At 55.5% G+C, this 20,731-nt stretch carries 19 protein-coding genes and 1 riboswitch; of the genes, 7 read left to right on the top strand and 12 right to left on the bottom strand.

What is annotated here, in order from left to right; translation table 11 throughout:
- Positions 1–69: 69 nt before the first annotated feature.
- The 3 genes from fbaB to thiM form a co-directional block, all read right to left on the bottom strand.
- On the bottom strand, positions 70–1,122 hold the full coding sequence (gene fbaB, locus ACUY4S_RS08175; protein ID WP_458022663.1) for a class I fructose-bisphosphate aldolase: 1,053 nt from the start codon (positions 1,120–1,122) through the stop codon (positions 70–72).
- A gap of 151 nt (positions 1,123–1,273) precedes the next feature.
- Positions 1,274–2,074 (bottom strand): bifunctional hydroxymethylpyrimidine kinase/phosphomethylpyrimidine kinase, encoded by an 801-nt coding sequence (gene thiD, locus ACUY4S_RS08170; RefSeq protein WP_458022664.1) that lies wholly within the window; start codon positions 2,072–2,074, stop codon positions 1,274–1,276.
- Positions 2,071–2,853, bottom strand: a complete 783-nt coding sequence (thiM, locus tag ACUY4S_RS08165) for a hydroxyethylthiazole kinase (RefSeq protein ID WP_458022665.1) — start codon at positions 2,851–2,853, stop codon at positions 2,071–2,073. Before thiM ends, thiD begins: the two co-directional genes overlap by 4 nt.
- Positions 2,854–2,887: 34 nt before the next feature.
- A riboswitch (TPP riboswitch) is annotated at positions 2,888–2,983 on the bottom strand.
- A 308-nt stretch (positions 2,984–3,291) separates the two neighbouring features.
- Between thiM and ACUY4S_RS08160 the strand changes: the two genes are divergently transcribed.
- From ACUY4S_RS08160 to ACUY4S_RS08150, 3 genes are all read left to right on the top strand, one after another.
- Positions 3,292–4,305 carry a zinc-binding alcohol dehydrogenase family protein gene (locus ACUY4S_RS08160; RefSeq protein WP_312687809.1) on the top strand — a complete coding sequence of 338 codons (1,014 nt, stop codon included), beginning with the start codon at positions 3,292–3,294 and terminating at the stop codon, positions 4,303–4,305.
- Positions 4,306–4,504: 199 nt separating this feature from the next.
- Positions 4,505–4,834, top strand: a complete 330-nt coding sequence (locus tag ACUY4S_RS08155) for an RcnB family protein (protein ID WP_458022666.1) — start codon at positions 4,505–4,507, stop codon at positions 4,832–4,834.
- A gap of 13 nt (positions 4,835–4,847) precedes the next feature.
- Positions 4,848–5,273, top strand: coding sequence for a GNAT family N-acetyltransferase (locus ACUY4S_RS08150; RefSeq protein ID WP_312687812.1), 426 nt, complete (start codon positions 4,848–4,850; stop codon positions 5,271–5,273).
- Between the two features lie 69 nt (positions 5,274–5,342).
- Here the strand turns inward: ACUY4S_RS08150 and apbC are convergent, their stop codons facing one another.
- The gene (apbC, locus tag ACUY4S_RS08145; protein ID WP_312687814.1) at positions 5,343–6,452 is read right to left on the bottom strand and encodes an iron-sulfur cluster carrier protein ApbC; all 1,110 of its coding nucleotides are present in this window, start codon (positions 6,450–6,452) and stop codon (positions 5,343–5,345) included.
- A 164-nt stretch (positions 6,453–6,616) separates the two neighbouring features.
- Here apbC and metG point away from each other — a divergent pair, with 164 nt between their 5' ends.
- Both metG and ACUY4S_RS08135 read left to right on the top strand, forming a co-directional pair.
- Entirely contained in the window at positions 6,617–8,647 is a 2,031-nt protein-coding gene (gene metG / locus ACUY4S_RS08140; RefSeq protein ID WP_458022696.1) for a methionine--tRNA ligase, read from the top strand.
- Between the two features lie 88 nt (positions 8,648–8,735).
- Entirely contained in the window at positions 8,736–9,191 is a 456-nt protein-coding gene (locus ACUY4S_RS08135) for a YehR family lipoprotein (protein WP_312687815.1), read from the top strand.
- A gap of 85 nt (positions 9,192–9,276) precedes the next feature.
- Here the strand turns inward: ACUY4S_RS08135 and ACUY4S_RS08130 are convergent, their stop codons facing one another.
- Genes ACUY4S_RS08130 through ACUY4S_RS08120 form a run of 3 tightly spaced genes read right to left on the bottom strand, consistent with a single transcriptional unit; the run spans position 9,277 to position 12,202 of the window.
- Complete coding sequence (locus tag ACUY4S_RS08130) at positions 9,277–9,747, bottom strand: YehS family protein (protein WP_312687817.1); 471 nt, start codon at positions 9,745–9,747, stop codon at positions 9,277–9,279.
- Between the two features lie 53 nt (positions 9,748–9,800).
- Entirely contained in the window at positions 9,801–10,520 is a 720-nt protein-coding gene (btsR, locus tag ACUY4S_RS08125; protein ID WP_312687819.1) for a two-component system response regulator BtsR, read from the bottom strand.
- On the bottom strand, positions 10,514–12,202 hold the full coding sequence (locus ACUY4S_RS08120; protein WP_458022667.1) for a LytS/YhcK type 5TM receptor domain-containing protein: 1,689 nt from the start codon (positions 12,200–12,202) through the stop codon (positions 10,514–10,516). The genes btsR and ACUY4S_RS08120 overlap by 7 nt, the downstream gene beginning before the upstream one ends.
- A gap of 280 nt (positions 12,203–12,482) precedes the next feature.
- Between ACUY4S_RS08120 and ACUY4S_RS08115 the strand changes: the two genes are divergently transcribed.
- Entirely contained in the window at positions 12,483–12,596 is a 114-nt protein-coding gene (locus ACUY4S_RS08115) for a protein YohO (RefSeq protein WP_312687822.1), read from the top strand.
- Here the strand turns inward: ACUY4S_RS08115 and ACUY4S_RS08110 are convergent.
- From ACUY4S_RS08110 to bglX, 5 genes are all read right to left on the bottom strand, one after another.
- Positions 12,571–13,308 (bottom strand): ABC transporter permease, encoded by a 738-nt coding sequence (locus ACUY4S_RS08110; protein WP_458022668.1) that lies wholly within the window; start codon positions 13,306–13,308, stop codon positions 12,571–12,573. The two genes, ACUY4S_RS08115 and ACUY4S_RS08110, sit on opposite strands and share 26 nt — an antisense overlap.
- A complete protein-coding gene (locus ACUY4S_RS08105; protein WP_312687825.1) occupies positions 13,292–14,239 on the bottom strand; it encodes an ABC transporter ATP-binding protein in 948 nt (315 codons plus the stop codon). Before ACUY4S_RS08105 ends, ACUY4S_RS08110 begins: the two co-directional genes overlap by 17 nt.
- A complete protein-coding gene (locus ACUY4S_RS08100; RefSeq protein ID WP_312687827.1) occupies positions 14,236–15,387 on the bottom strand; it encodes an ABC transporter permease in 1,152 nt (383 codons plus the stop codon). The genes ACUY4S_RS08105 and ACUY4S_RS08100 overlap by 4 nt, the downstream gene beginning before the upstream one ends.
- A gap of 8 nt (positions 15,388–15,395) precedes the next feature.
- Entirely contained in the window at positions 15,396–16,313 is a 918-nt protein-coding gene (gene osmF, locus ACUY4S_RS08095) for a glycine betaine ABC transporter substrate-binding protein OsmF (RefSeq protein WP_312687829.1), read from the bottom strand.
- Positions 16,314–16,461: 148 nt separating this feature from the next.
- Positions 16,462–18,759, bottom strand: a complete 2,298-nt coding sequence (gene bglX, locus ACUY4S_RS08090) for a beta-glucosidase BglX (protein ID WP_312687832.1) — start codon at positions 18,757–18,759, stop codon at positions 16,462–16,464.
- 188 nt (positions 18,760–18,947) lie between these two features.
- On the opposite strand from bglX, the gene dld reads away from it, so the two are divergent.
- Positions 18,948–20,669 carry a D-lactate dehydrogenase gene (gene dld, locus ACUY4S_RS08085; protein ID WP_312687834.1) on the top strand — a complete coding sequence of 574 codons (1,722 nt, stop codon included), beginning with the start codon at positions 18,948–18,950 and terminating at the stop codon, positions 20,667–20,669.
- Positions 20,670–20,731: the final 62 nt, after the last annotated feature.

The raw sequence follows: 20,731 nt of genomic DNA, 5'->3' as shown, positions 1-20,731 counted from the left end.
GGAGAATTCAGGCAATTAAGGCGTTGTTTTAAAGCATTATCCCCTCTGCGAGAGAGGGGATAACGTCCATCAGGCAATGGTGACTTTGGGATCGAGGTAAACATCCTGTACGGCGTTAATCAGCTTCACGCCATCGGCCATCGATTTCTTAAAGGCTTTACGGCCGAGGATCAACCCCATGCCGCCCGCACGTTTATTAATGACCGCCGTGCGCACGGCATCACTCATGTCGGTGTCGCCCCCTGCCGCGCCGCCGGAGTTGATAAGCCCAGCACGGCCCATATAGCAGTTCGCCAGTTGATAGCGCACCAGATCGATTGGGTTGTCGCTGGTCAGCTTGCTGTAAACGCGCTCATCGGTGTAACCGAAATTCACCGCGTTATAGCCGCCGTTATTTTCCGCCATTTTCTGCTTCACAATGTCAGCGCCGATGGTAGCGGCAATGTGGTTCGCCTGGCCGGTCAAATCGGCGGAGGCATGGTAATCGACGCCCTCTTTTTTGAAGGCAGAATTGCGAAGGTAGGCCCACAACACAGTCACCATGCCCAGTTCGTGAGCACGTTCAAAAGCAGCGGAGATCTCTTCAATCTGGCGGCGGGACTCCTGGGAACCAAAGTAGATTGTCGCGCCAACGGCCACTGCACCCATATTAAACGCCTGCTCGACGCTGGCGTACAGGGTCTGATCATACTCGGTGGGGTAACTCAGCGTTTCGTTATGGTTAAGTTTAACCAGGAACGGAATGCGGTGCGCATAACGACGGGAAACTGAAGCCAGCACGCCGTAGGTCGACGCGACGCAGTTACAGCCAGCTTCAATCGCCAGTTCGACAATATTCTTCGGATCGAAATAGAGCGGATTCGCCGCAAACGACGCGCCCGCAGAGTGTTCGATGCCCTGATCGACAGGCAAAATGGACAGATACCCGGTGCCAGCCAGACGCCCGTGGTTATACAGCGTCTGCATATTACGCAGCACCGCAGGCGGGCGATTGTTATCCACCATCACGCGATCGACGTAATCCTCCCCCGGCAGATAGAGCTGATCAGCGGGGATGGTAATACAACGGTGTTGCAGAAGGCTGTCGGCGTCTTTGCCAAGTAACTGCACAATATCAGTCATAGCTATGCTCCCGTAAGCTTCGCACAGGGCGAAATGGATTGTCCTTACCCATCTGACGATGGGCAGCAATAATCCTGGTCTTCCTGTGCGCGATTTTCCACCGCGAGCGCACTTTTTCAGCATAATCTGCTGGCACGTTTCGTATGCCGGTTTACCACCACTGATGGAAGTGGTGCACCGGCCCAATGCCATGGCCGACGTCCAGCGAGTCCGCCTGTAACAGCGCCGCTGTTAGCCACCCTTTCGCCTCGGCGACAGTGGCCGCCCAGTTGGCATGACGCGGGCGTAACGCCGCCAGTGCAGCCGAGAGCGTGCATCCTGTGCCGTGGGTATTTTTCGTCATCACGCGCGGGGTGGTAAAACGCTGCGCGCCATCACGGGTGAATAACCAGTCCGGGCTTTCGGCGTCGTTAAGGTGGCCCCCTTTCATCAACACCGCTTCACAGCCCAACGCCAATAACGCTTCGCCCTGCGCATGCATCTCCTGTTCGCTACCTGCAAGCGGCGCCTCCAACAGCGCTGCCGCCTCCGGCAAATTAGGCGTAATAAGCGAAACTTGCGGCAGTAAATGCTGCCGCAGCGCCGACACCGCCGATGGCGACAACAGCGGATCGCCGCTCTTGGCAAGCATCACCGTATCCAGCACAACATGACGCACTTGATAGTGCCGCAGCCGCTCTGCCACCGCTTCGACGATGTCCGTCTCTGCCAGCATGCCGATTTTAGTGCTATCAATGCGCACATCGCTCAGCACGGCGTCGAGTTGCGCTGCCACAAAATCCGGTTCGATACGATAAACCGATTGCACGCCACGGGTGTTTTGCGCCACCAGCGCGGTGATCACCGAGCAGCCATACGCCCCCAGTGCAGAAAAGGTTTTTAAATCAGCCTGAATTCCCGCGCCACCGCTGGGATCGGTGCCAGCGATAGTCAGTGCGTTAATACGTTTCATGCATCTGCCCCTGCTGAATGCAGCGCATCAAGGAAGGCCGCCACAAAACTGCCGGGTCCTTCGCTGCGGGCCACCGCCTGGCTCCCGGCTTGCGACATCAACGCGCAGGCCGCGGCGACATTCGCCAGCCGATCGCCAGCAAGCGCGCAGCTGGCCGCCACAACAGCCGACAATGCGCAGCCAGTGCCCACTACTCGCGTCATGATCGCATCGCCACCGGTGACCATCAGGGTGCGTTGCCCGTCAGTGATGTAATCCACTTCGCCACTCACCGCAACGACAGCGCCCGTCTGCCTTGCCAGTGTTTGCGCTGCGGGTAACGCTGCGCTGGCGGTGTCCGTGGTATCGACGCCGCGCCCGCCGCTGCTCATTCCGGCAAGGGCAAGAATTTCCGAGGCATTCCCGCGGATCGCCGCAGGGTGCAAAGTAAGGAGTTGTGCGCAGAAAGAGGTTCGGTAAGTAAGCGCGCCGACGGCAACAGGATCTAACGTCCACGGCGTATCTGCTGCCTGCGCGCTGTCGATGGCCGCGCGCATTGCTTCGGCACGATCACGAGTAAGGGTACCGACGTTAATCAACAACGCATCGGCAATGGCTGCAAACTGCTGTGCCTCTTCGGGTTCAATCACCATCGCGGGCGACGCGCCCAAAGCCAGCAGCACATTGGCTGTAAAAGTCTGAACCACGTCATTGGTCATACAGTGCACTAGGGGAGAACGGCGGCGGAATTGCTGTAACACATGCGCGGTCTGCGCACGATCAAGCAGGTCAGGTTGCATAAATTCGCTCCTGCCCGGCGTGAAGAAGGGATGCCGGGCAGGCATCTGACTTCCCTACGCTGGCATTATCCAGATCAGGTGGTACGGGTATTTCTCAGCCTTCATACGAAGGGCACCCCGAGTCAAAGGGACAGTGCGTCCCGGTCAGCAGAGTAAGGGAATGTGCAGGCGAATACAAGGGAGCCCAAAAAGAGGCGATGGCAGATAATCTGGCGTTGATAAATATCCGCTGATGGCCCCCTGTCGCTCAAGGATCGAGCGCAGTGGCGAAGCAATGGATGTTCGGTGGCCTGCCATTCCCGGCTACGGCTGCGCTACAGGCTGTGGCGATTTTCACTGCTTAAGGATAAGTGCTGCTCCTTTTTACGGGTTTTTCATCATGACGGCGTTGTCTACCCTTACCGGCACTGAGATAAATAACGCATTAACGGAGTATTTATGAAAGCAATCGCCATTACCCACGCTGCCCCAAACGGTAACAACCTGGCCTTCCTGAACGATATCCAACTGCCGCAGCCGCAGGCCAGCGGCCATGACCTGCTGGTAGAAGTGAAAGCCATCTCGGTTAACCCGGTCGATACTAAAGTGCGCGCCGGTTTCAATGCCGAAACGCCTCGCGTGCTGGGCTGGGACGCCGTCGGCGTGGTGAAAGAGGTGGGAGAAGCTGTCACGCTTTTTCGACCGGGCGATGAAGTGTGGTATGCCGGGGCATTAACGCGGCCAGGCAGTAACAGCGAATTTCAACTAGTGGATGAGCGGATTACAGCGCTGAAACCCAAAACGCTGGATAACGCCTCTGCCGCGGCCCTGCCGTTAACCGCTATCACCGCCTGGGAGATGTTGTTTGACCGGCTTGGCATTCGCGAAAACGGCAACGAAGGGGATGTACTGCTGATCGTTGGCGCGGCAGGCGGCGTCGGCTCAATCATTACCCAACTGGCGCGCAAATTGACGCGCATGACGGTGATTGGAACCGCTTCACGCCCCGCCAGCCAGCAATGGGTTCTGGAGCGCGGTGCTCATCATGTGATTGATCACAGCAAGCCACTGACCGAAGAGCTGGCACGGATTGGCATAAAAGAGGTGACGCATGTCGCCAGCCTTACCAACACGCAGGACCATTATCAGCAATTGATTAATGCCCTGAAACCGCAAGGCAAGCTGGCGCTCATTGATGATCCCGACAGTCTTGATGCACTGCCGCTGAAGGCAAAAAGTGTGTCCCTGCACTGGGAGTTTATGTTTACCCGGTCGATGTTTACCACGGACGATATGATTGCCCAGCACCGATTACTGACACGCGTCGCCGCGTTGATTGACGAAGGTGTATTACAAACGACGCTCGGGGAACACTTTGGTGCCATCAATGCGACTAATCTGCGTAAAGCCCATGCCCTGCTCGAAAGCCAGCGTGCAGTCGGTAAAATCGTGCTGGAAGGCTTTACGGACTGACGGGATGCCAGGATTATTCCCAAAGGTTACAAGCGGATAGCGGAAATTGCTGTTCGCTTTTCCTGCTTTCTCCTGGGTTTGCTTACACTTTTTACCAAAGCGTTATTTTTTCGTTGTTGCTCCCCCGTAAGTTAACGGCAATGATGGCATGCTAATTTATGCAACCGCGTGAAATGGATAAGAACAACCTGGAGAGAGTATGCGTAAAACAAAAATGATGCTTCTGGGCGCGCTGTTGGCAACCGCAACTTCTGCCTTTGCCGAATCGCAGACCACACCGGCTAGTGGGCCGCAATCCTACGAGGTGAAGGAGTTCGTGGCCGATTTCACCAAGTTTAACATCGGTGATACGGTGCCGGAGATGTACCGCAGTCAGGAGTACAATATTAAACAGTGGCAGTTACGCAACCTGCCAGCACCAGATGCGGGTAGCCACTGGACCTATATGGGCGGCAACTATGTGCTGATCACCGATACCGACGGCAAAATTCTTAAAGCCTATAATGGTGATATCTTCTATCACCGCTAAGTAAGGGGCTGGTTTGATTATTCGCCGCTGGCAAGAAAGTGACAGGCCGTTTTTACGTACTCTTTATCTGCGTGCCCGCAAAAGCGGCTGGACGTGGCTCGATGGCAGTGACTGGCAGCTGGAAGATTTCGATGCCGCTGTGCTGGGCGAAACGGTGTGGGTCGCCGAAGAGGAAGGGCACCGTCTTGGGTTCGCCTCGGTCTACGAGAACGACAACTTCCTGCATAACTTGTTTATTGACCCGGATGCACAGGGCAAGGGCGTTGGCAGTGCATTACTCAGGCATGTGCAATCGACCTTTACCCATACCGGATCGCTGAAATGCCTGTTGCTGAATAAAAAAGCGCTGGCGTTTTATCAACGCCACGGCTGGCATATCGAAGCGCAGGGTGCCTCGCCACAAGGGGATTATTTGCTGCTGCACTATGTGCTGAAGTGATGATGCTGAAGTGATGAATGGCAGTAAAACGATGACAGCCGGGCGGCATAAACCGCCCGGCTGTCTGTTTTACACTGCGCGGAAGGCGATGTCGCCGGGGATCACCTCTCCCTGCCAGTAAAGCTGCGCCGCAACGCGCCCGGCGAGCTGGCGGTAAATAGCCGTGAACTCGCTATCCGGGCGGCTCACGACAGTCGGCGTACCGTTATCCAGATCTTCACGCAACGTAATATGCAGCGGCAACTGGCCTAACAGTTGCGTATGGTACTGCTGCGCCAGTTTTTCCGCACCGCCAGTACCGAAAATTGGCTCATGATGACCGCAGTTGCTGCAAATATGCATGCTCATGTTTTCCACAATGCCCAGCACCGGAACTTCCACTTTCTCGAACATGACGATGCCTTTTTTCGCATCGATAAGCGCGATATCTTGCGGCGTGGTCACCACCAGCGCACCGGTTACCGGAATATTCTGCGCCAGCGTCAGCTGAATATCACCGGTGCCTGGCGGCATATCCAGCACCAGATAATCCAGGTCCGGCCACAGCGACTCCTGCAACAGTTGCAGCAGCGCCTTGCTGGCCATTGGGCCGCGCCAGACCATCGCGTTGTCGTCTGTGACCAGATAGCCAATCGAATTGGTGGCTAAGCCGTGAGACATGATCGGCGCCATATGGGTACCGTCCGGCGAGGTCGGGCGCTCATTTTCTGCCCCCAGCATCAGCGGAATGGACGGGCCATAGATGTCGGCATCCAGAATACCGACTTTCGCCCCTTCCGCCGCCAGCGCCAGCGCAAGGTTGACCGCCGTCGACGACTTCCCTACCCCGCCTTTGCCGGAACTGACCGCAATAATGTTTTTCACGCCGTTAACGCCCGGCTGATTTTTCACCCGTTTCAAGGTGGCGATGTTATGCGACAGCTTCCAGTCGATGGCTTTCGCGCCAGTAATGCGTAGCAGCTCAGCGCTGGTTTCTTCTTTCAATACTTCAAACGCGCTGCGCCAGACAAACGGCATGATCAGTTCAATGTGCAGACTGTCGTCCAGCCATGCGACGTGGTGCACGGCTTTCAATGCGGTGAGATTGTGCTTCAGGGTTGGGTGCTGAAAGTTGGCCAGCGTTCCGGCAACCATTGCACGTAAGGCTTCCGGGGATTTGGCCTGGGATTGCGAACTCATCCCGACTCCTTTGTAGTTATGCTGAAAACGACATTGTAGCGGCCAAGTTTACCGCACACGTAATAATTATCCATTTATGGATTAATGCCCTAATCGCTTGGCGCATTAATTCCCCTTTTGGTACTATCGATACCCCTTTTTCTCAAGAAGATGTAATGCCTACTATGACTCAAGTCGCGAAGAAAATTCTGGTAACGTGCGCGCTGCCGTACGCCAACGGCTCCATCCACCTCGGCCATATGCTGGAGCACATCCAGGCTGATGTCTGGGTCCGTTACCAGCGAATGCGCGGCCATCAGGTCAATTTCATCTGCGCGGACGATGCTCACGGCACGCCGATTATGCTGAAAGCACAGCAACTGGGCATTACGCCAGAGCAGATGATTGGCGAAATGAGTCAGGAACATCAAACGGATTTCGCTGGTTTTGACATCAGCTATGACAACTATCACTCCACCCATAGCGACGAAAACCGCGTGCTGTCGGAGCTGATTTACACCCGTCTGAAAGAGAACGGTTTTATTAAAAACCGCACCATTTCTCAGCTCTACGATCCGGAAAAAGGGATGTTTTTACCGGACCGTTTTGTTAAAGGCACCTGCCCGAAATGCAAATCGCCGGATCAGTACGGCGATAACTGTGAAGTGTGTGGCGCCACCTACAGCCCGACCGAACTGATCGAACCGAAATCGGTGGTGTCCGGTGCCACGCCGGTGATGCGCGATTCAGAGCACTTCTTCTTCGATCTGCCCTCGTTCAGCGAAATGTTGCAGGCATGGACCCGTAGCGGCGCGTTGCAGGAGCAGGTGGCGAATAAAATGCAGGAGTGGTTCGAATCGGGTCTGCAGCAGTGGGATATCTCCCGTGATGCGCCCTATTTCGGTTTCGAAATTCCCAATGCGCCGGGCAAATATTTCTACGTCTGGCTCGATGCGCCGATCGGCTACATGGGCTCGTTTAAAAACCTGTGCGACAAGCGCAACGATCTGAACTTCGACGACTGGTGGAAGAAAGATTCCGACGCCGAGCTGTATCACTTCATCGGCAAAGATATTGTCTACTTCCACAGCCTGTTCTGGCCGGCCATGCTGGAAGGCAGTGGTTTCCGCAAACCGACCAATCTGTTTGTGCACGGTTATGTCACGGTGAACGGCGCGAAAATGTCTAAATCTCGCGGCACCTTTATCAAAGCCAGCACCTGGCTCAACCACTTCGATGCCGACAGCCTGCGCTACTACTATGCCGCTAAGCTCTCATCACGCATTGACGATATCGACCTGAACCTGGAAGATTTCGTTCAGCGCGTGAATGCCGATATTGTGAACAAAGTGGTTAACCTGGCTTCGCGCAATGCCGGTTTTATTGCTAAACGCTTCGACGGCGTGCTGGCCGCTGAACTGGCGGATCCGGCACTGTATAAAACCTTTACCGATGCGGCAGCCACCATTGGCGAAGCGTGGGAGAGCCGCGAGTTTGGTAAAGCGGTACGCGAAATTATGGCGCTGGCAGATGTGGCGAACCGTTATGTCGACGAACAGGCACCGTGGGTGGTGGCAAAACAGGAAGGCCGCGATGCCGATCTGCAGGCCATCTGCTCTATGGGTATCAACCTGTTCCGCGTGCTGCTTACCTACCTGAAACCGGTACTGCCGTCGCTGTCGGCACGTGCTGAGGCGTTCCTGAACACGCAACTTGAGTGGGACGCTATTCAGCAACCGCTGCTCGGCCATAAGGTGAACGCGTTTAAAGCGCTGTACAACCGTATCGAAATGAAGCAGGTTGAGGCGCTGGTTGAAGCTTCGAAAGAGGAAGTGAAAGCTGCCGCCGCACCGGCTACCGGCGAACTGGCCGACAACCCAATTCAGGAAACCATCAGCTTTGATGACTTTGCCAAAATCGACCTGCGCGTAGCGCTGATTGAGAACGCGGAGTTTGTTGAAGGGTCTGATAAGTTGCTGCGTCTGACGCTGGATCTGGACGGCGAAAAACGCAATGTTTTCTCCGGTATCCGCTCTGCATACCCGGATCCGGGCGCGCTGATTGGCCGCCTGACGGTGATGGTAGCAAACCTCGCTCCGCGTAAAATGCGCTTCGGCATCTCCGAAGGGATGGTGATGGCCGCAGGCCCTGGCGGGAAAGATATCTTCCTGTTAAGCCCGGACAGCGGCGCAAAAGCCGGTCAGCAAGTTAAGTAAAAAATAAGGCGCTGGATTCAGCGCCTTTTTCTATACTCAAATCGGTGTTACACAAATCAATACTTCACATGGAAAACAGGGGATTATCGTGAAATTCAGTAAGCTCATTGCCGCACTCTTTTCTGTTGCTTTACTTACCGGCCTGGCAGGCTGTGGAGAGAAAGAGCAGAGCAAGACCTTCAGCTGGTCACAGGCGGGCACCGAAGTGACGCTCACTTATTACTACAAGGGCGACCAGGTTGAGCGCCAGACGGCGAAAAACAAAATTGAATACGCTTCAATCGGCGCGAAAACCAAAGATGAGGCGATGAAAGTGCTGGATCCCATTAGCAAGAAATACCAGAGCGTGAAAGGGATCAAAGAGAGCGTGGTTTATGAAGAAACCTACGCGCAGGAGACGCTGGATGTGGATTACAACGAAGTTGATTTCTCGGCGTTGAATAGTCTGCAGGGCTCTGAGTTTACCGGCACGGTCAATGGCAAAATTAGCATGAAGCAGTCTGAGCAGTTGCTGAAAGCGCGCGGCTTTAAAGAAGTGCAATAACACCCTGCCCGGCAGCATATTGCTGACCGGGCATGCATCATTTTACAGGCCGGAGCGGGTCATACCGTCATTCGGCCTGTTTTGTTTAGCTCTGTGGTTTCTGCACCCGGCTGGCTAATCCGCGCAGGAAATAGCGCAGGAACTGATCGCCACATTCACGAAAGTTTTTATGCTCCGGTGCGCGCATCATGGCCGTGATTTCCGGCATCGAGACGCGGAATTTTTGCTCGGTCAGGATCGCCAGGATGTCATCGGTTTTTAACGAGAACGCAATCCGCAATTTCTTCAGCACAATATTGTTGTTCAGCTTACGCTCGGCCACCAGCGGTGGAGCGGTGTCATCTTTGCCGCGTTTTTCGTAAATCAACCCGTTCAGAAAGGCAGACAACACAATATCCGGGCAAGGCGCATAACCTGCCTCATCCTCTTTACGCAGCCAGGGTGCGAGCTGTTCAACCGTGACCACCGTGTCTGTGAGTGCCAGAATGCGCACCAACGCACTGTTGTCCACTTGCAGTGTGTAACGCAGGCTACGCAGGATATCGTTATTAAGCATGTTGTTTCCCGGAAATAATGAACCAGCGCGCAGTTTAGGCATCGCACAGGAATTTACAAGCCCAGCGCCTCTTTTAAATTCTTCAGATAACGCCGGCTCACTGGCACCGTCAGGCCATCACGCAGTAATAATTCCGCCTGGCCGTTATCTTCAAGACGGATCTCTTTTAAATGCGCCAGGTTGACCAGATACTGACGATGGCAGCGGATCAGCGGCGTACGGCTCTCCAGCGTGCGCAAGGTCAGCTCGGTAAAGCCTTCTTTGCCCTCATGGCTGGTAACAAACACCCCGCTCATGCGGCTGCTGACAAAAGCAACCTCGTCCATTTGCAATAGCCAGATTCGGCTGTGACCGGTACAGGGAATAAACTTCAGCGCCTCCTGATTCTCCGGCAGCACGGAAACATCCTGTTCATTACGCTCCTGGCGCAGGCGGCTAAGCGTTTTTTCCAGTCGGCGCGCTTCTATCGGTTTGAGTAAATAATCAAAGGCATGTTCTTCAAAAGCCTGAATTGCATACTCATCAAATGCCGTCAGAAAAACCACATAGGGGCGGTTTTCCGGGTCGAGCATACCGACCATTTCCAGCCCGCTGATACGTGGCATCTGGATATCAAGAAAGAGTACATCCGGGCGCAGCTTATGCACCGCGCCGATGGCTTCAACCGCATTGCTGCACTCGCCCACCACATCAATGTCACGCTCTTCCTGAAGCAAAATACGCAGGTTTTCCCGGGCCAGCGGTTCGTCATCAACAATCAGCACTTTTAACATGCGTTTTCCTCCAGCGGGAGTCGCAGAGTGATTCGGGTAAAAATGTCCGGCTCGCAGGCGATGGTCATGCCGCACTCGCTGCCGTAGCGGGCGTGCAGCCGCTTATCCACCAGGCTCATTCCCAGCCCGCTGGCATCGCCCTTCGGTTGATACAGCCCGGCATTGTCTTCTATCGCCAGCAGCAAATACTCCCCTTCCAGGCTGGCATTAATGGTTATTTCACCCACACCCAGCAGTTGCGAGGTGCCATGCTTAATGGCGTTTTCCACTATCGGTTGCAGGGTAAAGGCCGGGAGATGCAGATGAGAGAGCGCGTCCGGCACATGCAACTGCACATGCAGACGTGACTGGAAGCGCGCCTTTTCTATTTGCAGGTAAGCATTAACATGCTCGATTTCGTCTGCCAGCGTCACAATCTCGGAAGGACGTTTGAGGTTCTTACGAAAGAAGGTCGACAGATACTGCACCAGTAAGCCTGCCTGGTCGCTGTCGCGGCGGATCACTGCTTTGAGGGTATTGAGCGCGTTGAACAAAAAATGGGGATTCACCTGCGCGTGCAATAGCTTGATTTCCGACTGGGTAAGCAACGCTTTTTGGCGTTCGTACTGTCCGGCAAGGATTTGCGCCGACAGCAGTTGCGCAATGCCCTCCCCCAGCGTGCGGTTGATGGAACTGAACAGGCGGTTTTTTGCTTCATACAACTTAATGGTGCCGACGACGCGCTGGTTTTCGCCACGCAGCGGGATCACCAGTGTCGACCCCAGTTTGCAATGCGGATGCAATGAGCAGCGATATGGCACTTCATTGCCGTCAGCGTAGACCACTTCTCCTGTCTCAATAGCGCGCTGCGTCCAGACAGAGGAAATAGGCCGCCCCGGCAGATGGTGATCGTCACCGGTACCGGTAAAAGCGAGGAGCTTTTCCCGATCGGTAATCGCCACCGCACCGATCTCAAGCTCCTGATAGAGCACCTGTGCCACCTTCATGCTGTTCTCTTCGTTAAAGCCCTGACGCAGAAAGCCTTCGGTCGAGGCGGCGACTTTCAATGCCGTAGCAGAGAACGCCGAGGTGTATTTTTCAAACATGGCGCGCTTATCAAGCAGAATGCGCATAAATAGCGCCGCACCCACGGTGTTCGTCACCATCATCGGCGCCGCAATGCTCTGCACCAGATGCAGTGCGCTGTCGAAGGGACGGGCGATCAGCAGGATGATCAGCATCTGAATTAGCTCGGCCACGCACGTCACCGCCCCGGCGGTGAAAGGGCTGAACACCAAATCAGTGCGCCCGCGTTTAATCAGGATGCTGTGCATCAGCCCGCCAAGCAGCCCTTCTACGAAGGTTGAAATCATGCAACTCAGCGCGGTCATGCCGCCCATCGAATAGCGGTGCAGGCCGCCGGTCAGGCCTACCAGCCCACCAACCAGCGGGCCGCCCAGCAAGCCGCCCATCACCGCCCCGATCGCGCGCGTATTGGCAATCGAATCTTCGATGTGCAGACCAAAGTAGGTGCCGAGAATGCAAAAAATAGAAAACGTGACGTAGCACAATAGCTTGTGCGGCAAGCGGACAGTGACCTGCATCAGCGGAATAAACAGACGCGTTTTGCTCATCAGCCAGGCGATAACCAGAAACACGCACATTTGCTGTAGCAACAACAACACCAGATTAAACTCGTACATACCCGCCATACCGCATCAACCGAAACCGCGTACCATACAGGGAGTCGCCTTTCGTTTCTTTGAAGCTTTCCAAAAAAATGCCAAATCGTGCTCAATATCACACCGTGGCGCAGCCTGAAGATACCTTAAGGTAAATCCCGCAGCGCCGGGGGTGGCAGCGGTACGAAAACATCACGGCAGGAGGCGGTGGCAACAACCGGCGTTGTCTTACTGGCATTTAATGTTTTATCAACAACACGGCAGCCTTTATACTGAGCCGTCTTAACAAAAGGAGCATGCCATGAAGCCTGGTAAAATTCTCGTCGTCACCCTTTTTCTGCTGATGGCGATCGGCGGGATCAGCGGGGTGATGCTGGCGGGGTATTCGTTTATTGTGCGTGGCGGTGTCGGTTAAGCGCCCGCGCTAACCGTTCAAATCCTCTGTCGACAATGATGGCGGCCAGCGCGACCAGAATCGCCCCTTGCAGCACATAAGCCGTATTAAAACCGCTCAGGCCGATGATAATCGGCGTTCCCAGCGTACTGGCACCCACCGTTGAAGCAATGGTGGCGGTACCAATATTAATGATCACCGAGGTGCGAACCCCGGCGATGATCACCGGCGCTGCCAGCGGCAGCTCCACTTTCAGCAGACGCTGGCTGCCGCTCATTCCCATCCCCTGCGCCACGCTTTGCACGCTCTCTGGCACAGCGGCAATACCCGCCAGCGTCCCCTGCAGGATCGGTAAAACCCCATACAGAACCAGTGCGATAATCGCCGGCTCTTTACCAAACCCCAGTACCGGAACGGCAATCGCCAGGACGGCGACCGGCGGGAAGGTTTGCCCAACCGCAGCAATGGTTTCCGCCAGCGGACGAAACTCTCGCCCCGCCGGACGGGTCACGGCCACCGCCACGCCAATGCCCAGTACAATGGCAATCATGCTGGAAACCGCAACCAGTGAGAAATGGGCGGCAGTCAGCGCGACAAAACTCTCCTGCAAATAGACCGGGCGCGGCTGTTGCGGAAACAGCATGCTAAACAACGCCGTACTGTGCGGTAGCCAGAGTAGCAGCGCAACAAATAGCGCCACCAGCCATAACAACGGATCACGCAGGCAGGTCACCGGCAGCCTCCACGCGCAATAAATCGCGAAAATGTAAAGTGCCGCAACGCTGCCCCTGTGCGTCCTGCACAGGCAGGACTTCCTGCTGGCGGGCAACAAAGGCAGACAGCGCCTCGCGCAGCGACATATCGTCCCGCAGGGGATCACCTTCGACAAACTGGTCGTGGCGCACGTAACCGCGCACCTGGCGCAGCGACAACAAGCGAATACCCAGCTCGCTACGACCAAAAAATTCGCGCACAAAATCATTATGCGGGGCGGTCAGCATCTCCAGCGGTGTGCCCTGCTGCACCACTTCACCGCTGTCCATCAGCACCAGGTGATCGGCCAATTGCAACGCTTCATCAATATCATGGGTTACCAGCACAATGGTGCGCCCCAGCAGACGGTGAATACGCACCATCTCCTGCTGCAAGGCGCTGCGCGTGACCGGATCCAGTGCGCCAAAAGGCTCATCCATGAGTAACACTTCTGGATCGGCGGCCAGTGCCCGGGCAACCCCGACCCGCTGCTGCTGCCCACCGGAAAGCTGGTGTGGAAAACGATCGCGGAGCGACGGCTCCAGACCAAGCAGCGCCATCAGTTCATCAACTCGCGCGTGACGCTTGCTGCGCGACCATTTTTGCAGTTGCAGCACCGTGGCGATGTTTTGCGCCACCGTCCAGTGCGGAAACAGGCCAATCGACTGGATGGCGTAGCCCATCCGACGGCGCAACTCCAGCACCGGCTGGCGACGAATATCCTCCCCGGCAAAGCAGATGGTGCCTTCATCATGCTCAACCAGCCGGTTGATCATCTTCAGAGTGGTGGATTTTCCGGAGCCGGACGTGCCAATCAACACTGAAAACGCACCGGTTTTGACGTGCAGATCCAGATGGCTCACTGCCCGCTGTCCGGCAAAAATTTTACTGACATTCTTAAACTCAATCATGGCTGTTTTACCTTCAGCAATGCGATGCCCAGACCGAACAGGGCATCCACGATCACCGCCAGTGCGATGACCGGGATCACGCCGAGCAGCACCAGATCCAGCGCACTACTCAGCAGCCCCTGAAACACCAGCGAGCCAAAACCGCCCGCCCCAATCAAGGCAGCAATCACCGCCATGCCGACCGTCTGCACCGCCACCACTCGCAGGCTACGGAGCAGCAGCGGCAAGGCCAGCGGCACACGGACACGCCAGAATCGTTGCTGGCGATTCATGCCCATTGCTTTGGCGCTTTCCAGCACTTCTGGCGGAACCTGATTTAATCCTGCGACCACGCCGCGAACCAGCGGCAGCAAGGCATAGAGAATTAATGCGATCAGCGCAGGTGTCAGACCGGTTCCGGCAATGCCAAACCGCGAGAGCCACGGAAAGTGCTGCACCAGCCCGGCCAGCGGCGCAATCAGCAAGCCGAACAATGCGACAGAAGGAACGGTCTGAATAATATTCAACAGCGTAAAGACGGGCCCCTGACGCAAGGGATGGCGGTAGCACCATAGGCCGATAGCGAAACCGATCACCAGTGCCGGGAATAATGTTCCGAACAACAAGGTAAGATGCTGAGCAAGCGCATCGTTAAATACATCCTGACGATTGCTGTACTCGCGCAGCAGCGAGAGATCATCCAGTTCGCCGCTCAGCAGTAACCCCAAAGGGACACACCAGATTTGTGCGTGCAGTAACCAGCGCCACACCGGATGGTGGGCAAAACGGCGGATGGCGTCGCTACAGGCCAGCAGCGACAGGGCCAGCCACAGCCATAAGCCGCTACCGGGGGAGGTGCGGGCCAGCGCGCTACCGGATTGTGCGAGATCCGTTGCCGCCCTCCCGGCGCTCCAGACCAGCAACCAGACCAGCCCTTCTGCCAGCAGCAGAGTCGCCACCTGCGCACGCCGTCCGGGCAGGAAGCTGAACACCAGCAGCAGGCAGGGCATCAGCAACCATTGTGCCGGGAACAGTTGCCATAACGCACGGCTTTCGCCAGACACCAGCCGGTTCGGCGCATAATTGATAAACGGCAACGCGGTGGCGACCAGCGCCAGCACTATTAACAGCAGCAGTACGCGGTTATGGCAGCGTATCGAAACATCCATTGTGCGACTTATTTCACCAGGCCTTTTTCATGCAGATAATTCGCCGCCACTTTCTTCGCGTCCAGCCCTTCAACGGCAATGCTGGCATTCAGTTTTTGCAGCGTCTTTTCATCCAAGCTGGCGAAGACCGGCTTCAGCCATTCATCCAGTTTGGGATAAGCTTTCAGTACTGCTTCGCGTACCACCGGCGTGGGCGCATAAATCGGTTGCACGCCTTTCGGATCGCTCAGTGTTTGCAGCCCCAGCGCCGCCACCGGGCCATCGGTGCCATACGCCATGGCGGCATTCACCCCGGAGGTTTGCTGCGCGGCCGCTTTAATGGTGACCGCCGTATCACCACCCGCCAGCGACAGTAGCTGGTCCTGCTTAAGTGTAAAACCGTAGGCTTTTTCAAAAGCAGGCAGCGCATCGGTGCGTTCTATAAATTCTGCAGAAGCGGCCAGTTTGAAGGCCCCGCCCTCTTTCAGATAACGGCTGAGATCGTCAAGGGAGGTCAGTTTATTTTTCTGCGCCAGATCCTGACGCACGGCGATGGTCCAGGTGTTATTGGCCGGAGCAGGCGTGAGCCAGACCAGTTTGTTCTGTTCAGCGTCGAGCTTTTTCACTTTTTCGTAGCCCTGCTGCGCATTTTTCCATGCTGCATCTTTTTCATCTTTAAAGAAAAAAGCGCCGTTACCGGTATATTCTGGATAGATATCCAGCTCGCCGGACGTGATGGCCCCGCGCACCACCGGTGTGGTGCCAAGCTGAACTTTATTGACTGTTTTTACGCCATGACTTTCCAGTACCTGCAAAATAATATTGCCCAGCAGCGCACCTTCCGTATCGATTTTAGAACCTACTTTTACCGGTTCTGCTGCCTGCAAAGGTAAACTCACCGCCGCCAGCAGCGCCAGTGAGCGGGCAATCTTCTTCGTGATTGTCATTCTGTTTTCCTCAGTTTTACTGCCTTTTTCAGCAGCTTGAGAAAAAAGCGTAGCTGAAAAACAGCGGCTTTGTCGTGTGAACACGTTAAACGATATAGGAATAAGGTATAGCCGGAGGGATCAGGCCGGTTTCCCGGCCTGCAAGGGATTAACGCAACTCAAACTCGCCCTGTTTAACACGGGCAGAATCGACACCGATAAAGACATTAAATTTGCCCGGTTCCGCGTCGTATTTCATGCGCTGGTTCCAGAACTTCAGGGCTTCAACATCAATCGGGAAGCTGACGGTTTTGGTTTCGCCAGGCTTCAGGTTGACCTTGTCAAAACCGCGCAATTGTTTCACCGGGCGGCTCATCGAGGCGGTAACATCCTGAATGTACATTTGCAGAACCGTATCCCCTTCGCGTTTGCCCGTGTTGGTCACCTGTACGCTGGCGGTCACTTTGCCGCTACGCGTCAGCGTCGGTGCCGACATTTTCACATCGGAGACAGTGAACGTAGTGTAACTCAGGCCATAACCAAACGGATACAACGGGCCATTGGCTTCATCAAAATAGCGGGAGGTGTATTTGTTCGGTTGATCGGCATTGTACGGACGCCCCGTATTCAGGTGGCTGTAGTACACCGGGATCTGCCCGACAGAGCGCGGGAACGACATTGGCAGTTTACCGGACGGGTTGTAATCGCCGAACAGCACATCGGCAATCGCATTACCGCCTTCCGTCCCGGCGAACCAGGTTTCCAGGATCGCATCCGCTTGCTGATTTTCTTTCACCAGTGCCAGCGGGCGACCGTTCATCAGCACCAGCACCAGCGGCTTGCCAGTGGCTTTCAGCGCCGCGATCAAGTCACGCTGGCTCTGCGGAATGGTGATATCGGTCCGGCTGGAGGCTTCATGGGCCATGCCCTGCGCTTCACCGACAACAGCCACCACCACGTCAGACTTTTTCGCTGTGGCGACCGCTTCATCAATCATTTGCTGCGGCGAACGCGGATCAACCACTACCGCCGGTTCATACAAATTCAGGAAGTTAACGATGTCTTTATCGTTGGTGATGTTGGCCCCTTTGGCATAAACCACCTCGCCTTTACCGGCGAGCGCGTTGCGAATGCCGGTCAGCACCGTCACTGACTGGTCAGCCACGCCTGCCGCAGACCAACTGCCCATGGAGTCACGTTTGCTGTCCGCCAGCGGCCCAATCACCGCCACCGTGCCGGATTTTTTCAGCGGCAGCGTGTTGAGACGGTTTTTCAACAACACCAGGCTTTCGCGCGCCACTTCACGTGCTTCTTTACGGTGCAGACGGCTCTCGGCATTGGTGTCCTGCGGATCGGTTTCTTTCGCGCCCAGATGGCTGTACGGATCGTTAAACAGTCCCATATCGTATTTCACGTTCAGCACATGGCGGGTCGCATCATCCAGTTCTGCCATCGTTACTTTGCCGGACTTCACCAATCCCGGCAGGTATTTGCTGTAGTACTCGTCGCTCATACTCATATTGATGCCGGACTTCAGCGCCACGCGCACGGCATCTTCCGGGTCCGCCGCGGTACCATGTTTGATGAGCTCTTTAATGGCGCCATGGTCAGAAATGGTAATGCCTTTGAAGCCCCACTCATCGCGCAGCAGATCTTTCAGCAGCCAGGCGTCCGACGACGCAGGCGTGCCGTTAAGGGAGTTAAGCGCCACCATCACGCCACCGCTACCAGCATCCAGCGCGGCTTTATACGGCGGCATATAGTCGTTGAACAGACGTTGCGGGCTCATGTCTACCGTGTTGTACTCTTTGCCGCCCTCCACAGCGCCATATGCGGCGAAATGCTTTACGCTGGTCATCACCGAATAGCGATCCGCCGGGCTTTTGCCCTGCATCGCTTCAACCATCGTGCGGCCCAGGGTTTCCGTCAGGAAGGTGTCTTCGCCAAAGCCTTCGGATACGCGCCCCCAGCGCGGATCGCGGGAGACATCCACCATCGGTGCCCATGTCATGTTCAGGCCATCGTCAGCGGCTTCATACGCCGAAACCCGGCCGACCGTTTTCACCGCATCAAGGTTAAAACTGGAGGCAAGGCCAAGGCTTATTGGAAACACAGTGCGCTGACCGTGCACCACGTCGTAGGCGAAAAAGAGAGGAATTTTCAGCCGGCTAAGCTGCATCGCCTGATCCTGCATCGCGCGGATGTCCTGGCGGGTGACGGTGTTGAAAATGGCCCCAACCTGGCTCACTTTGATCATGTCGCGGATCGCCTCTTTCGGGTTATCCGGGCCGACGCTAATCAAACGCAATTGACCGATTTTTTCATCGACGGTCATTTTTTTGAGCAACTCAGTGACAAATGCATCCCTTGCTTCTGGCGTCAGCGGATGATTGCCGAACATCTCTTCAGCCAGCGCGGGTTGCAGCGCAAGGCTCACAGCGACACCTACAGAACATAGCCATTTCATGTCGTTTCACTCTCTTGTATTTTCACCCAAAACCGCGGAACGGGCCGCGAAAGCACGCAGTGTGACATAATCCTGGCACGTCTTGCAGAGTTGAACTCTGATTTTTATGCGAATTCACTCCCTCCGCCCGGTTAACAGGACTACTATCAATAGGCGAAAAAAGCCATGTTTAGCCAAAGGAGGGGAACATGCCACACGAAAATAATACCTTTATTACCGAACTTAAACGGCTGGTTGGCCCATCTCACCTGCTTACCGATCCGGCAAAAACTGCCCGCTACCGTCGGGGTTTCCGCTCCGGCCAGGGCGATGCGCTGGCGGTTGTTTTTCCCGGTACGCTGCTCGAACTGTGGCGCGTACTGGATGCCTGTGTCCGCGCCGATAAAATTATCCTGATGCAGGCGGCGAATACCGGCCTGACCGAGGGCTCCACGCCAAACGGCAACGATTATGATCGCCAGATAGTGATTATCAGCACACTCAGGCTGGATAAATTACACCTGCTGGATAACGGTCAGCAGGTGCTGGCGTGGCCGGGCGCCACACTCTATTCACTGGAAAAAGCCCTGAAACCACTGGGTCGCGAGCCGCATTCCGTCATCGGTTCGTCATGCATTGGTGCATCGGTCATTGGCGGTATCTGTAATAATTCCGGCGGCTCGCTGGTGCAGCGTGGCCCGGCCTATACCGAAATGTCGCTCTTTGCGCGCATTGATGAACAGGGCAAATTGCAACTGGTGAATCATCTTGGTATCGACCTGGGTTCCTCACCAGAAGCAATCCTCAGTAAGCTCGATGATGAACGCCTTCAGGAGAGCGATGTACGATACGATCAGCGCCACGGCCACGATCACGATTACGTGACCCGCGTACGCGATATCGACGCTGACACCCCGGCACGTTACAATGCCGATCCTGAACGACTGTTTGAGTCCTCCGGGTGCGCGGGCAAGCTGGCTGTCTTCGCTGTACGCCTCGATACCTTCGCCGCCGAAGCGCAGCAACAGGTCTTTTACATCGGCACCAACGACACGGCAGTGCTCACTCATATCCGCCGCCATATTCTGGCCAACTTCACGCATCTTCCCGTCGCCGGGGAGTATATGCACCGGGATATTTACGATATTACCGAGCGTTACGGCAAAGATACCTTCCTGATGATCGACAAACTCGGCACCGACAAAATGCCGTTCTTCTTCACCATGAAAGGGCGCACAGAAGCGCTGCTGGAAAAAGCCGCTCTTTTCAAGCCGCATCTTGTTGACCGTTCGCTGCAAAAAATCAGCGCCCTGTTCCCGTCGCACCTGCCGCCGCGCATGAAAACCTGGCGCGATAAGTACGAGCATCACCTGCTGCTGAAAATGTCCGGCGGGGGCATCGACGAAGCGCAAAACTGGCTGAAGAACTATTTTGCCGAAGCGGAGGGCGACTTTTTCGTCTGTACGCCGGAAGAAGGCAGCAAAGCCTTTTTACACCGTTTTGCAGCGGCGGGGGCCGCCATCCGTTACCAGGCTGTGCATGCCGACGAAGTGGAGGATATTCTGCCGCTGGATATTGCCCTGCGGCGTAACGATACCGAGTGGTTCGAGCACCTGCCGCCAGAGATAGACAGCCAACTGGTGCATAAACTCTACTATGGCCATTTTATGTGCCATGTTTTTCACCAGGATTACATTGTGAAAAAAGGGGTAGATGCCCATGCGCTTAAAGAGCAAATGCTGGCACTGCTTCGCGCTCGTGGAGCGCAATATCCGGCGGAGCATAATGTCGGTCACTTGTACGAAGCGACAGAAGCGTTAAAACGGTTTTATCGGGAAAATGACCCAACGAACAGTATGAATCCCGGGATTGGTAAAACCAGCAAGCGTAAATTCTGGCAAGAAAGCGAAGCGCCGGATAATCGTCACTGAACGCGGGCAAAGTAACCGTACAACACGCTGTATTGTGTGCTCCATTCATACTAGAGTAGCGA

The organism is Kosakonia beeri, assembly GCF_054165705.1.
Note: the sequence above shows the minus strand (reverse complement) of the source record. Positions and strands in the feature narration are given on the sequence as shown.

Coding starts and splice junctions, on each gene's coding strand:
- fbaB (WP_458022663.1), bottom strand. CDS start 1,122: ATGACTGATATTGTGCAGTTACTTGGCAAAGACGCCGACAGCCTTCTG.
- thiD (WP_458022664.1), bottom strand. CDS start 2,074: ATGAAACGTATTAACGCACTGACTATCGCTGGCACCGATCCCAGCGGT.
- thiM (WP_458022665.1), bottom strand. CDS start 2,853: ATGCAACCTGACCTGCTTGATCGTGCGCAGACCGCGCATGTGTTACAG.
- ACUY4S_RS08160 (WP_312687809.1), top strand. CDS start 3,292: ATGAAAGCAATCGCCATTACCCACGCTGCCCCAAACGGTAACAACCTG.
- ACUY4S_RS08155 (WP_458022666.1), top strand. CDS start 4,505: ATGCGTAAAACAAAAATGATGCTTCTGGGCGCGCTGTTGGCAACCGCA.
- apbC (WP_312687814.1), bottom strand. CDS start 6,452: ATGAGTTCGCAATCCCAGGCCAAATCCCCGGAAGCCTTACGTGCAATG.
- metG (WP_458022696.1), top strand. CDS start 6,617: ATGACTCAAGTCGCGAAGAAAATTCTGGTAACGTGCGCGCTGCCGTAC.
- ACUY4S_RS08130 (WP_312687817.1), bottom strand. CDS start 9,747: ATGCTTAATAACGATATCCTGCGTAGCCTGCGTTACACACTGCAAGTG.
- btsR (WP_312687819.1), bottom strand. CDS start 10,520: ATGTTAAAAGTGCTGATTGTTGATGACGAACCGCTGGCCCGGGAAAAC.
- ACUY4S_RS08120 (WP_458022667.1), bottom strand. CDS start 12,202: ATGTACGAGTTTAATCTGGTGTTGTTGTTGCTACAGCAAATGTGCGTG.
- ACUY4S_RS08115 (WP_312687822.1), top strand. CDS start 12,483: ATGAAGCCTGGTAAAATTCTCGTCGTCACCCTTTTTCTGCTGATGGCG.
- ACUY4S_RS08105 (WP_312687825.1), bottom strand. CDS start 14,239: ATGATTGAGTTTAAGAATGTCAGTAAAATTTTTGCCGGACAGCGGGCA.
- ACUY4S_RS08100 (WP_312687827.1), bottom strand. CDS start 15,387: ATGGATGTTTCGATACGCTGCCATAACCGCGTACTGCTGCTGTTAATA.
- osmF (WP_312687829.1), bottom strand. CDS start 16,313: ATGACAATCACGAAGAAGATTGCCCGCTCACTGGCGCTGCTGGCGGCG.
- bglX (WP_312687832.1), bottom strand. CDS start 18,759: ATGAAATGGCTATGTTCTGTAGGTGTCGCTGTGAGCCTTGCGCTGCAA.
- dld (WP_312687834.1), top strand. CDS start 18,948: ATGCCACACGAAAATAATACCTTTATTACCGAACTTAAACGGCTGGTT.